Raw genomic sequence first — 12897 nt, forward strand, 5'->3', positions numbered from 1 at the left:
TGCTTTTCTGGAGCTTCTTAAAAACCGCAAAAAGGATGGCGCAGAAGAAGAAAAATACCGCAAGGTAGAGATCAAGCAGGATACATTTAGCATCCGTGCGCAGAAAAAGAAGATATTGGGGCGGCTGAAAAGCGAAAAAAAGCTTTCCTTCTTTTCTTTATTTGAGCAACAGGCAACACAGATGGAGATTGCCGTCACATTTATTGCATTGCTGGAATTGTGGCATACGAGCACGATATCGATTCGCCAGAAAAGTGCGTTTAACGATATCACGCTGGAATATCAAAACGGGGGAATGGCCAGTTGACAAAAAACGAATTGAGCGGTGCTGTTTTTTCCACGCTTTTTGTATCGGGAGACGCCATCGACGTAGCCGCCTTTGCAAAATATTTTGATATGGATATCGATGCACTCGATATTATGTTACAGGAGATCATTGAGGATGGCGCGCGACGTGAAGACGGTGTTTTACTTGTCCGCGTGGGGGACAAGGTACAGCTTTGCACCAATCAGAAATATGGTGACGTGGTAAAGGAACTGCTTGCTCCGGAGGAGAGGACTTCGCTCTCTGCCGCTGTGATGGAGACGCTAAGCATCATTGCCTATAAGCAGCCGGTGACGCGGGCGGAAATCGATGAGATACGCGGCGTGCGCAGCAATTATGCGGTGGCGACGCTCAAAGAAAAAGGCTTGATACAGGTGATCGGCCGTAAGGATGCACTTGGAAGGCCGGCGCTTTTGGCGACGACGGACGAATTCCTCCGGCATTTTGGTATTTCTTCTTTAGAGGAGCTGCCGAAGATCGATTTCGAAGCATTGGAAGAACAACAAGACGAGACGGAAGAAAGCAGCCTGACGACTTAGGCTGTTTTTTAAGGAGAAGAGAATGAGATTACAAAAGTTTCTGGCAGAGGCGGGCATTGCCTCGCGGCGAAAAGCAGAAGAGCATATTGCTGCCGGACGGGTAGAAGTAAACGGTGTTACAGTCCGCGAAATGGGGTTTATTGTAAATCCTGACAAAGATCAGGTCAAATACATGAATAAACCTGTGCGTTTAAGCAGCAATAAGATATATATCATGCTCAATAAGCCGGCAGGATGCGTCTGCACCTGCAAAGATGAAAGCGGACGGCCGACGGTCATGAAATATGTAAAAGACATCAGCGAGCGCCTCTATCCGGTCGGTCGGCTCGATTTTACAACGGAAGGACTTCTGATCCTGACGAATGATGGAGAAATGGCCAACCGGCTGACACACCCTAAGCACAATATGAAAAAAAAGTATCTTGCCGTGGTAGATGGCGAGGTCACGGAGGAAGACGTAGAGAAGCTTGCGAAAGGCGTTGTGCTTGACGACGGATATAAGACAGCTCCCGCTGTTTTTAAGATACTGTCATCTTCCTCTGCGCGCAGCGAGGTGTTGTGCGTGATCGGAGAAGGCAAAAACCGCCAGATTCGCAGGATGTTTGCAGCAATAGAAAAGAACGTCTGTTATTTGAAGAGGGTAGGGATCGGTGATATCGGGCTTGCCAACCTGAAAAAGGGAGAATACCGGTACCTTAAAAAAGATGAACTGGAATACCTGAGAAAAAGCCTGAAGCTATAATAACGCTTTTTGCAGGGATACAAGGTAAGAATGTTGAATACATTTAATATGGAGTAATTTTTAAGTCGAATGTGTATATTTACAGGATAGTGCACATTGTGCGGATATCCGTGGTTTATTAATTTGTATGGAGGTATCAGAATGAGCAAGTTGGAAGAGTTGAGAACAAGAAACGCCGATGCTCTTTTAGGCGGCGGCGAACAGCAAATTCTCGCTCAGCATGACGCAGGAAAAAAGACTGCGCGCGAACGTATCGGACTCTTGCTTGACCAGGGAAGCTTTGTGGAAATCGACAAATTTCTCAAGCGTACTTATACGACGCCCGGTCTTGAAGCGGCAAGTGAAACAGGTGAAGGCGTTGTCTGTGGCTATGGAACGATCGCCGAGCTGCCTGTTTTTGTTTTTGCACAAGATTATACAGTGCTGAAAGGATCGCTTTCGTCAGCGCACGCATCTAAAATCTTAAAGACAATGGATATGGCTGTCAAAAACGGCGTACCTGTGATTGGTGTGCTGGATTCGGGTGGAGCGCGTATTTCAGAGGGCATGGCAGCGATCAGCGCAACAGCGGAGATATTGAAAAAATTAAGCGATATTTCAGGCGTGATCCCGACGGTCTCTATCGTTGCGGGGGCATGTATCGGTACGGCGGCTTATATTGCCGCATTGACAGATTTCACCTTGATGATCGACGGCATTTCACAGCTTGCGCTCCACGGCCCGCAGATATATGCTTCTGCGATGGGCAAGGAGATCGATGCGCAGGCTCTGTTTGGTGCAAAAAGCCACAATAAGAATACAGGTGTTGCGCAGTTTATGTGTGCGGACGAGATGGAATGTATGGGAACGGTGCGCAAGCTGTTGTCTTATCTGCCGTCCAACAATTTGGATGAGGCGCCGTATGAAATGAATACTGACGACCTAAACCGCCAGCTTTCGTTTGGCGAGGAAGTACCGGATATGAAGGAGCTGATCCGCTCTGTTGCGGACAATGGCGATGTACTCGCGTATCAGGCCGATTTTGCGTCGGAAGTGATCACGATGTTCGGTCGGCTGAACGGGAATGTTTGCGGGTTCATTGCAAACGATTCCACGGGCGTGCTTACGCAGCGTGCATCCAAAAAAGCGGCGCGTTTTTTAAGCTTTTTAGATGCTTACAATATTCCTGCTGTTACATTCACAAATTGCGGCAGCTCGGACGTAGATATCGAAAAGGAGCAGGGAAGCCTGATCCCGGATTTTGCGAAGCTTGTGAGCGCATACGCAACGTCGGGTATGCCAAAGCTTAATGTTATTGTAGGCAAAGCGATTGGCGATGGTTTTGCGGTGATGTGTCCCAAAGCGCTGGGCGCGGATATGGTATACGCATGGCCGTCGGCACACATTTCGGCAATGCCGGTTGAGGCAGGCGCTCTTTTGCTCTATGAAGAAGAAATTGCGAAAGCGGACGACGGAATTGCAGCCAAAAAGCAAATGATCGATAAATATCTGGATGAATACGCAAATCCGTGGCAGGCGGCAGAGCAGGGCGTGGTCGACGATGTCATCGAGCCGGCACATACGCGTCAGGTGCTGATCGCGTCTTTGGAGATGGTACTTTCCAAGCGTGAAGAAAAGCTGCCTAAAAAGCATGGCGTATTGCCATTATAAGCGGGGTGAATGGTTATGGGTAACGATATGACGATTGGTCAGGACCTTGCTATGGGTGGACAAACGATTGCTCTTGGATTGATGGTGGTGTTTGTTTGTTTGGCGCTGATCATCGTGATCATGGTCGTGATGTCTGCAATTCTTAAGGAACGCAAAAAGGAAACGGGCGAAGCGCCTAAACAGGTGAAGCCGATCCAGCAAGCACCTGTCGTAACAGTTCAGGATGACGAATTGCTTGCCGTTCTCACGGCAGCGGTCGCTGCGGCTATGGAAAGCGAGCGGCCCGGGTCAAGCTCTACACCGTTTGTGATTCGTTCTTATAAAAAAGTGAGTGGAAGATCTGCATGGGGCAAGGCCGGGAGGCAGTCCCAGCTTTCAAATTGGTAAAAATTGATTTTTTCGGAGGTAACTGATATGCGTAAATTTTTGATTCATGTAAACGGAAATTCTTATAATGTGGATGTAGAAGAACTGGGCGGCGGCGCTCCGGTGGCAGTACCGGCAGCAGCGCCTGTACCGCAAGCTGCACCAGCTCCAGCTCCTGCAGTAGCGCCAGCACCAGTTGCCCCTGCCCCTGTACAACAGGCGGCACCGGCTCCCGCACCTGCTCCGACAGCAGCGCCAGCGGCGGCTCCGGCTGACGGGGTAACTGTTTCCGCGCCGATGCCGGGGACGATCCTTGATGTGAGTGTTGCGGTAGGACAGAGCGTTGCGGAAGGGGATATCTTAATGATTCTGGAAGCAATGAAAATGGAAAATGAGATCATGTCGCCTGCAGCCGGGACAGTGAAATCGGTATCGGTTGCCAAGGGTGCAAGCGTAGAGACAGGAGACCTTCTTGTAGTGATCGGATAACGGCTCATACACAAAAAGGAGGTTGATTTGTTTTGAGTAGCTTTGGCGATACTCTAATGAAATTTGTGCAATCGACGGGATTTTTTAATGCCGGAGACTGGCAGCAATGGGTTATGATAGGGATAGCGTGCCTGCTGATCTATCTGGCGATCGTGAAAAAATTTGAGCCATTGCTTTTGCTTCCCATCGCATTTGGTATGTTGCTCACCAACTTACCGATGGCGGGCATGTATCATGCGGATTTATTTGCAAGCGGACAAGTGGACTGGGCAAACTTCTCCGGTACAGCTGGTCTGCTGGACTATCTGTATCTAGGCGTGAAGCTTGGAATATATCCGCCGCTCATATTCCTGGGTGTCGGTGCGATGACGGACTTCGGCCCGTTGATCGCAAACCCCAAAAGCTTGTTTATGGGCGCGGCGGCGCAGCTTGGTATTTTCCTCGCGTTTATTCTTGCGCTCCTCTTTGGTTTTGCGCCCAACGTTGCGGCGTCAATTGGTATTATTGGCGGTGCGGACGGACCGACGGCGATCTATGTGACGTCACAGCTGGCGCCGAAGTTCTTAGGCCCGATTGCGGTCGCGGCGTACACTTATATGGCACTTGTGCCAGTCATACAGCCGCCGTTCATGAAGCTGTTTACTACCAAACAGGAGCGAGCGATCAAAATGGAACAGCTGCGGCATGTTTCCAAGCGTGAAAAGATCATTTTCCCGATTGCGGTAACGATCTTTGTATCGCTGATTGTACCGGCGGCAGCACCGTTGGTAGGCATGCTGATGCTTGGTAACCTCATGCGTGAATCAGGGGTTGTCGACAGGCTTTCCAATACAGCGCAAAACGAATTGATGAATATCGTAACGATATTCCTTGGGATCTCGGTCGGTGCGACAACGGTCGGGTCTACATTCCTACAGACAGATACGCTGCTTATCATCGGCCTTGGCGTCGTTGCCTTTATCTTTGGTACGATTGGCGGCGTACTACTTGGAAAACTGATGTGCAAGCTGTCGGGCGGAAAGATCAATCCGCTGATCGGTTCGGCTGGTGTTTCGGCGGTACCGATGGCAGCGCGTGTTTCACAAAAGGTCGGGCAGGCAGAAAATCCGTCAAACTTCCTGCTGATGCATGCGATGGGGCCAAACGTTGCAGGTGTTATCGGCAGTGCGGTCGCGGCGGGCGTACTCTTGTCGCTGTTCGCTTAATATAGGAGGAAAGATAAGTTATGGCAAAAGTAAATATAATGGATACCATCATGAGGGACGCGCACCAGTCGCAGGCTGCTACGCGTATGACGACGGAAGAAATGCTTCCGATCGCTCCTTTGATGGACAGTATAGGATATTGGTCGATCGAGTGCTGGGGCGGCGCTACGTTTGACGCATGCCTGCGGTTTTTGAATGAAGACCCGTGGGAAAGACTGCGTAAATTAAGAAAAGCAATGCCAAATACCAAGCTCCAAATGCTTCTGCGCGGGCAGAACCTGCTTGGCTATAAACACTACGCGGACGACGTTGTAGACTTTTTCGTCAAAATGGCGTGCAAAAACGGTATCGATGTGATCCGTATCTTCGACGCGCTGAACGATACAAGAAACTTAAGACAATCGATCGAGAGCACGAACCGTTACGGCGGCTGGCCTGAGGTCGCGCTTTCGTATACCACAAGCCCGGTGCATACGTTCGATTACTTCGTAGAACTGGCACAGGAGCTCGAGGGCATGGGTGCGAAATCTATCTGCATCAAGGATATGGCGAATCTGCTGCTGCCATACGAGGCGTATAATCTCGTCTCTGCATTGAAAAAGAATATCAAAGTGCCGATCCATCTGCACACACACAACACGAGCGGCGTGGGAGACATGACATATTTAAAAGCAATCGAGGCAGGGGTGGACATCGTTGATACGGCACTTTCCCCGCTTGGCAACGGAACGTCGCAGCCTGCGACGGAGTCGCTTGTAGCGACGCTGGCCGGTACGGAATATGATACGGGTCTTGATTTAGGAAAACTGACAGAGGCCGCGAAATATTTCTCAAAGGTTGCAGACCGCCTGAAGGCGGACGGGTTTCTCGATCCTAAGGTTCTTGGGATCGATATCAATACACTGCTCTATCAGGTTCCGGGCGGTATGCTTTCAAACCTAATCAGCCAATTGAAGCAGTCGGGCGCGGAGGATAAGCTGCTTGATGTGCTTGAGGAAGTACCGCGTGTACGCGAGGACTTTGGTTATCCGCCGCTTGTTACGCCGTCAAGTCAGATCGTTGGTACACAGGCAGTGCTCAATGTGCTTGCGGGCGAACGCTATAAGATGGTGACCAAGGAATCCAAGGCAATGCTGCGCGGTGAATACGGTAGACTGCCTGCGCCTGTCAATGAGGAAGTGCGTAAAAAATGTATCGGCGACGACGAGGTCATCACCGTGCGCCCGGCAGACCTTCTGCCTCCTGAAATGGATAAGTACAGGGAAGAGGTCAAGGGCTGGATGGAACAGGAAGAAGATATCGTGACTTATGCTATGTTCCCGCAGGTCGCGCCTAAGTTCTTTGAGTTTAGACGCGCAAACCAATATAAGCTCGATTCTGATATGCTGGATAAGGAAAATATGATCCATCCGGTATAAAAATAGCAACTGAGAAAGCAGGGAATGCGTTCCCTGCTTTTTTACTGGTGTTTTTTAGGTGGTTATGATACGCTTGTGACAATAGGAAGTTTTTAAGAAAGGACAAGTTTTTACATGAAAATATTGATTACGAATGACGACGGTGTATATGCACCTGGGATTGTTGCGCTTGCAAATGCGTTTGCCACGCAGCATGAAGTTACGGTTGTCGCGCCCGATCAGGAGCGTAGCGCATGCGGCAGGTCTATGACGATCGACAAGCCGCTGAGCATGAGAAAGTTGGAAATAGCAGAGTATAAGAACTGCGAGGTATACAGTACATCCGGCACGCCGACGGATTGTGTGAAGCTGGGGACGTTTGAGATCATGAAGCGCGATGTCGATCTCGTTTTATCAGGAATAAATCTTGGGACGAATGTTGGTACGGATATCGCCTATTCCGGAACGGTGAACGCCGCCATGGAGGGCAGCGCACTAGGGTATCCTTCGATTGCGTTGTCTCAAAAGCTTACCGGGGCGGGGGACAATATGAAGGAGTTGTACGAGAGAGCTGCCGCGTGCGCTCTACAAATCATTGGGCAGCTGGAAATCAAAGTATTGGTTGATTATATTTATAATATTAATTTTCCTGCATGTATCAATAAAGAAGTTGCAGGAATCAAGGTTTGCCCACATGGCATATGCAACTACGGGGACGACTACGAAAAACGTACCGATCCGTTCGGACGCATATACTATTGGCCGTCCGGAAAAATGGAAGAAAGTAGTTACAACAAAGAAAATGGCACGGATATTCATTGGCTGGGGCAAGGCTTTGTAACGATCACGCCGCTTACGTGGAACACGACGGCAACGGATAAAATTGATGATGCAAAATGCAGGATAGATAAATTGAAATTGCATATTTGACGAAAACTTGATACAATAAATCCATCTTATCCTTGACGGAGGCAGAAATGAACAATAATGTTATGGATCGTATCAACCATAGCTACGCGAAAATGTCCAAGGGACAAAAACTGATCGCGGATTATATATTAAAAGAGTATGATAAGGCGGCATTCATGACTGCGGCGACATTAAGCAACCTTGTAGGCGTGAGTGAATCTACCGTTGTCCGTTTTGCCTATGCGCTTGGCTATGACGGATATCCAAAGCTGCAAAAGGATTTGCAGGAGGTCATACAGACAAAGCTGACGACAGCGCAGCGTCTTAATCTGATGGAAGGTCTCACCTCGGAAGAAGTGATCAATGCGTCCTTTAAGACGGATATCCATAACCTGCGCGTAACAAGAGAACATATCGATACCAAAAACATCGAACAGATCGTGGATAGTATCGATAAGGCGCGCAAAATTTATATTCTGGGCACGCGTTCAAGTGGCCCACTTGCCGAATTTCTGCATTATTATATGAATTACATGAACGAGAACATCAAGCTGATCCGTTTTGACGGCAGCGATATTTTCAACCAGATATTGAGTGCGGATGAACACGATGTAGCGATCGCTATCAGTTTTCCGCGTTATTCCATGCGCACCATCGAGGGAATGAACTATCTGAAAAAAAGCGGCTGCAAGGTGATTGCGATCACAGATAACGACGCGGCGCCGCCTGCACAGATCGCGGATTACACCCTGACTGCAAAAAGCTATATGAATTCGTTTGTTGATTCCTTTGTTGCGCCTCTGGCGGTGATCAATCTGCTGATTATTATGCTTGGGCTACGCAAAAAGGATATCCTGTTTTCAAACTTCAACAGGCTGGAAGAATTGTGGCAAATGAACGACGTATATGCCACAAGGGAATTGGATGCGCAGATCGTGGATGAAGATATCTATGGAGAATAATGTAATCGTCGTCGGGGGAGGCGCTGCAGGCATGATGGCAGCTTATGCCGCAGCACAGCGCGGTATTTCGACAACGCTGATCGAAAAAAATGAAAAAGCCGGGAAGAAGCTGTTCATTACAGGAAAAGGCCGCTGCAATATCACGAATGATTGTGATGTCAGCGATTTTTTTATGAACGTTTCGAAAAACAGCAAGTTTTTGATGAGCGCGGTTTACGCATTCCCGAATACAGCGCTGATTGACCTGTTTGAAAAAAACGGACTGCATACAAAGGTGGAGCGCGGCGGACGTGTTTTCCCCGTGAGCGACCGCTCCAACGATGTGATACGTACGCTGGAGAAAATGCTGAGGGATGCAGGCGTCAAGCGTATGCTGAACACGGAAGTAACGGACATCAACAAAGAAGACAACGGCTTCTGTATTTTTTTTCAAAACGGGGAATCGATGCGCTCGGCGGCGCTTATTCTGGCAACGGGAGGCAAGTCCTATCCCTTGACCGGTTCGACGGGCGACGGATATCGCTTTGCAGAAAAGCTGGGGCATAGTATGATCGGCCCTGCGCCCGCTTTGATCCCGCTTGAGGATGCACACGGCATATGCCCGAAGATGCAAGGCCTTACCCTTAAAAACATTGGGTTTTCTTTGTTTCAGAACAACAAAAAAATCTATGAGGAGCAGGGGGAACTGTTGTTCACACATTTTGGTATTTCTGGCCCGGTTGTGCTTTCCGCAAGTAATCATATCGACCACAAAAAACAGCCGCTGGAGCTTACGGCGGAAATCGATTTCAAACCGGCCTTGTCCGAAGATAAACTAGATGCGCGGCTAATGCGCGAGTTCGAAGAAAACCAGAACAAACAACTTAAAAACGTGATGACAAACCTGCTGCCGCAAAAAGCAATCCACCCGTTTTTACGGGAGACAAAGCTGGACGGAAACAAAGCGATCAATGGCATCACAAAGGAAGAACGTATGATGCTGGGGCACGGCTTAAAGCATTTTTCGATCCGCATCGCGGATACGCGTCCGATAGAAGAGGCGATCGTCACGGCGGGCGGGATCAGCGTAAAAGAGATCAACCCGTCTACAATGGAAAGCAAAATCGTCCAAAATCTGTATTTTGCGGGCGAAATCATCGATGTACATGCGCTTACCGGCGGGTTTAATCTGCAAATTGCTTTTTCGACCGGTTTCCTTGCGGGCAGCAGTGTATTTGATTGACAATCATGGGAAATAAAGATACAATAGTGATAGGTAAATCGTGTGTTTTTTGCATGTTACCAAATTGAAAAAAGAAAATGAATTGGAAGAAATTAGAAGAACAGGAGGTGAATTTGCTAAGTGGAATGGCTTATTCCTATACTCGTAGGCGTAGGCGGACTGGTGATCGGACTTATTATTGGTTATTTATATAGACGTAATATTGCCGAGTCTAAAATCGGCCGCGCTGAGGATTCCGTTAAGAAGCTGATCGACGAAGCGCAAAAACGCGCGGAAGTCATCAGGAAAGAGACGGTACTTGAGGCTCAGGAAGAAGTTCATAAACTGCGTAGCGAATTTGACAGGGAATCAAGAGACAGACGTAATGAAATCACAAAGATTGAAAAAAGACTGGTTCAAAGAGAAGAATTGCTGGATAAGAAATTAGAAGGCATTGAACAAAAAGAAGAACAGGTAAACAAAAGCAGTAAAGAAATCACAAAGGCCAAGGATGATTTGGCTGCGCTGCATGCTCAGCAACTGGAGCAACTCGAGCATATCTCCGGCATGACGACAGAAGAGGCCAAGGGGTTGTTGCTTGAAAAGGTTGAGAACGAAGCACGCCATGATATGGCCGTAATGCTGCGTGATATTGAGCAAAAAGCGAAGGATGAAGCCGATAAAAAGGCCAGAAACATTCTTTCGCTGGCAATACAAAAATGTGCCGCCGACCATGTTGCTGAAAGCACGGTCTCGGTCGTAAACCTGCCTAATGATGAAATGAAGGGCAGGATCATCGGACGTGAAGGACGTAATATCCGTACGCTGGAAACAGCTACGGGCATCGACCTGATCATCGACGACACACCGGAGGCAGTTATCTTGTCCGGGTTTGACCCGGTCAGGCGTGAAGTTGCCAGAATGGCGCTTGAGAAACTGATCGTTGACGGAAGAATTCATCCGGCACGTATCGAAGAAATGGTTCATAAAGCGCAAAAGGAAGTGGAAGCACAGATCAAGGAAGCTGGCGAACAGGCGGTTTTTGATGTGGGTATCCATTCCTTGCATCCGGAATTGGTAAGGCTTTTGGGTCGTCTCAAATACCGTACCAGCTATGGACAAAATGTACTGAAACACTCGATCGAGGTTGCTCATTTGGCTTCTCTTATGGCTGCTGAGATCGGCGCAAACGCCAAGTTTGCGAAACGCGCGGGACTGCTGCATGATATCGGTAAAGCCGTTGACCATGAAGTAGAAGGCCCGCACATCCAGATTGGCGCGGATCTTGCAAAGAAATATAAGGAAAATGCAGACATCATCAATGCGATTGCTGCACATCATGGCGATGTAGAGCCCAAAACGGTGGAAGCCGTTCTGGTACAGGCTGCTGATGCGATTTCTGCTGCAAGGCCGGGTGCAAGAAGGGAATCTTTGGAGAATTACATCAAACGTCTTGAAAGTCTTGAAGAAATTGCAAATTCATTCGCAGGCGTCGAAAGATCATTTGCGATCCAGGCGGGCAGGGAAATCAGAATTATTGTCAAGCCCGACGAAATCGACGACGCTGGAACTACTTTAATAGCGAGAGATATCGTGAAGAAGATTGAGTCTGAACTTGATTATCCGGGACAGATCAAAGTAAATGTCATTAGAGAAACAAGGACAACAGACTACGCAAAGTAACAAATCAAAAAGGGAGCAGAAAATCTGCTCCCTTTTTCTTGCTTGAAAACAAGTGAAAAAAGCTATAAAATAAGATGTATTCTATTTTTATTAAAGGCGGTAAGAGAATGAGAGATGTTTACGAGAATCCATTGATCACCAGATATGCAAGCAGGGAAATGTCGCATATCTTCTCAGATGATATAAAATTTAAGACATGGCGCAGACTGTGGATCGCGCTCGCGGAGGCAGAGCACGAAATGGGTCTGCCTATCTCAAAAGAGCAGATCAGCGAGTTAAAAGAGCATGCGGAAGATATCAACTACGATGTGGCGGAAGCGCGCGAAAAGGAAGTGCGGCACGATGTGATGTCCCATGTATATGCGTATGGCGTACAGTGCCCACAGGCAAAAGGCATCATTCATCTGGGTGCAACCAGCTGCTATGTGGGGGACAATACGGATATCATCGTGATGGATCAGGCGATCGAGGTGATCGAGCTGAAGCTTGTGAACGTGATCGCCCGCCTGAAGGAATTCGCGTTGCAATATAAGGACATGCCTACGCTTGGCTTCACACACTACCAGCCGGCGCAGCTGACAACAGTAGGGAAACGCGCTACGCTGTGGATGCAGGATCTGCTTATGGATTATGAGCAGCTGCAATTCGTAAAATCGCAGGTCAAATTGCGTGGCGTGAAGGGCACGACGGGCACGCAGGCCAGCTTTTTGACGTTGTTCGAAGGTGATGCAGAGAAGGTGAAAGAGCTGGAGCAAAAGGTAGCGCAAAAAATCGGCTATCAAAAAGTATTTGCCGTAACCGGACAGACGTATCCGCGTAAATTTGACAGTGTGGTCGTTGACCTGTTATCAAGCATCTCGCAAAGCGCGTATAAGTTTGCCAACGATCTGCGGCTGCTTCAAAATCTGAAAGAAGTAGAGGAACCCTTTGGTAAGAAACAGATCGGTTCGTCTGCAATGGCGTATAAGCGCAATCCTATGCGTTCTGAGCGCATTTGCTCGCTTGCGCGATACGTTCTAAGCCTTTCGTCCAGCCCGGCTATCACAGCCAGCACGCAGTGGTTTGAGCGAACGCTGGACGACAGCGCCAACAAGCGGCTGGTCATCCCGCAGGGATTTCTGGCGCTCGACGCGATCCTGAACATCTACCTGAATGTGACAAGCGGTATGGTGGTGTATCCCAAAGTTATCGAAAAGCGTATCAATGAGGAGTTGCCGTTCATGGCGACAGAAACAATTTTGATGGACGCTGTGAAGCGTGGAGGCGATAGGCAGGAGCTGCATGAAAAAATACGCGAATATTCTATGATCGCGGGGCGCCGCGTCAAGGAAGAAGGAAAGAGCAACAACCTGATCGAATTGATCAAGGAAGATGCCGCGTTCCATATGAGTGCGGAGGAGATCGACGCGATTATGGACCCGAAAAACTT

13 protein-coding genes are annotated in these 12897 nt (G+C 48.5%); all 13 read left to right on the forward strand.

Going from position 1 to position 12897, the window contains the following annotated elements; all coding sequences use genetic code 11:
* Positions 1-307, forward strand: a 307-nt coding sequence (locus VB081_RS10185; RefSeq protein WP_323400713.1) for a segregation/condensation protein A, incomplete at its 5' end; no start/stop codon positions are given.
* Complete coding sequence (scpB, locus tag VB081_RS10190) at positions 304-864, forward strand: SMC-Scp complex subunit ScpB (RefSeq protein ID WP_323400714.1); 561 nt, start codon at positions 304-306, stop codon at positions 862-864. The genes VB081_RS10185 and scpB, both read left to right, overlap by 4 nt.
* 22 nt (positions 865-886) lie before the next feature.
* Positions 887-1606: a pseudouridine synthase gene (locus VB081_RS10195; protein WP_323400715.1), complete on the forward strand. Its 720-nt coding sequence runs from the start codon at positions 887-889 to the stop codon at positions 1604-1606.
* 141 nt (positions 1607-1747) lie between these two features.
* On the forward strand, positions 1748-3256 hold the full coding sequence (locus tag VB081_RS10200; RefSeq protein ID WP_323400716.1) for an acyl-CoA carboxylase subunit beta: 1509 nt from the start codon (positions 1748-1750) through the stop codon (positions 3254-3256).
* A 15-nt stretch (positions 3257-3271) separates the two neighbouring features.
* On the forward strand, positions 3272-3643 hold the full coding sequence (locus tag VB081_RS10205) for an OadG family protein (protein ID WP_323400717.1): 372 nt from the start codon (positions 3272-3274) through the stop codon (positions 3641-3643).
* Between the two features lie 27 nt (positions 3644-3670).
* Positions 3671-4111 carry a biotin/lipoyl-containing protein gene (locus VB081_RS10210; RefSeq protein WP_323400718.1) on the forward strand — a complete coding sequence of 147 codons (441 nt, stop codon included), beginning with the start codon at positions 3671-3673 and terminating at the stop codon, positions 4109-4111.
* A gap of 56 nt (positions 4112-4167) precedes the next feature.
* Positions 4168-5316, forward strand: coding sequence for a sodium ion-translocating decarboxylase subunit beta (locus VB081_RS10215; RefSeq protein ID WP_323400725.1), 1149 nt, complete (start codon positions 4168-4170; stop codon positions 5314-5316).
* A gap of 20 nt (positions 5317-5336) precedes the next feature.
* Positions 5337-6734 (forward strand): oxaloacetate decarboxylase subunit alpha, encoded by a 1398-nt coding sequence (locus VB081_RS10220; protein ID WP_323400719.1) that lies wholly within the window; start codon positions 5337-5339, stop codon positions 6732-6734.
* 114 nt (positions 6735-6848) lie between these two features.
* The gene (gene surE / locus VB081_RS10225) at positions 6849-7643 is read left to right on the forward strand and encodes a 5'/3'-nucleotidase SurE (protein ID WP_323400720.1); all 795 of its coding nucleotides are present in this window, start codon (positions 6849-6851) and stop codon (positions 7641-7643) included.
* A 47-nt stretch (positions 7644-7690) separates the two neighbouring features.
* Positions 7691-8584, forward strand: coding sequence for a MurR/RpiR family transcriptional regulator (locus tag VB081_RS10230; RefSeq protein ID WP_323400721.1), 894 nt, complete (start codon positions 7691-7693; stop codon positions 8582-8584).
* Positions 8574-9806, forward strand: coding sequence for an NAD(P)/FAD-dependent oxidoreductase (locus VB081_RS10235; RefSeq protein ID WP_323400722.1), 1233 nt, complete (start codon positions 8574-8576; stop codon positions 9804-9806). Before VB081_RS10230 ends, VB081_RS10235 begins: the two co-directional genes overlap by 11 nt.
* A gap of 120 nt (positions 9807-9926) precedes the next feature.
* A complete protein-coding gene (gene rny / locus VB081_RS10240) occupies positions 9927-11468 on the forward strand; it encodes a ribonuclease Y (RefSeq protein WP_323400723.1) in 1542 nt (513 codons plus the stop codon).
* A gap of 107 nt (positions 11469-11575) precedes the next feature.
* The coding region (gene purB, locus VB081_RS10245) for an adenylosuccinate lyase (RefSeq protein ID WP_323400724.1) at positions 11576-12897 on the forward strand (1322 nt) is incomplete at its 3' end.

It is taken from the genome of Christensenella sp. (assembly GCF_034927525.1).
In the GTDB taxonomy this organism is placed as follows: domain Bacteria; phylum Bacillota; class Clostridia; order Christensenellales; family Christensenellaceae; genus Christensenella.

What these genes read in the sequence shown, in the direction of transcription:
- VB081_RS10220 (WP_323400719.1), top strand. Translation starts at nt 5,337, where the DNA reads ATGGCAAAAGTAAATATAATGGATACCATCATGAGGGACGCGCACCAG.
- surE (WP_323400720.1), top strand. Translation starts at nt 6,849, where the DNA reads ATGAAAATATTGATTACGAATGACGACGGTGTATATGCACCTGGGATT.
- VB081_RS10235 (WP_323400722.1), top strand. Translation starts at nt 8,574, where the DNA reads ATGGAGAATAATGTAATCGTCGTCGGGGGAGGCGCTGCAGGCATGATG.
- VB081_RS10210 (WP_323400718.1), top strand. Translation starts at nt 3,671, where the DNA reads ATGCGTAAATTTTTGATTCATGTAAACGGAAATTCTTATAATGTGGAT.
- VB081_RS10195 (WP_323400715.1), top strand. Translation starts at nt 887, where the DNA reads ATGAGATTACAAAAGTTTCTGGCAGAGGCGGGCATTGCCTCGCGGCGA.
- VB081_RS10205 (WP_323400717.1), top strand. Translation starts at nt 3,272, where the DNA reads ATGGGTAACGATATGACGATTGGTCAGGACCTTGCTATGGGTGGACAA.
- VB081_RS10215 (WP_323400725.1), top strand. Translation starts at nt 4,168, where the DNA reads ATGAAATTTGTGCAATCGACGGGATTTTTTAATGCCGGAGACTGGCAG.
- VB081_RS10230 (WP_323400721.1), top strand. Translation starts at nt 7,691, where the DNA reads ATGAACAATAATGTTATGGATCGTATCAACCATAGCTACGCGAAAATG.
- VB081_RS10200 (WP_323400716.1), top strand. Translation starts at nt 1,748, where the DNA reads ATGAGCAAGTTGGAAGAGTTGAGAACAAGAAACGCCGATGCTCTTTTA.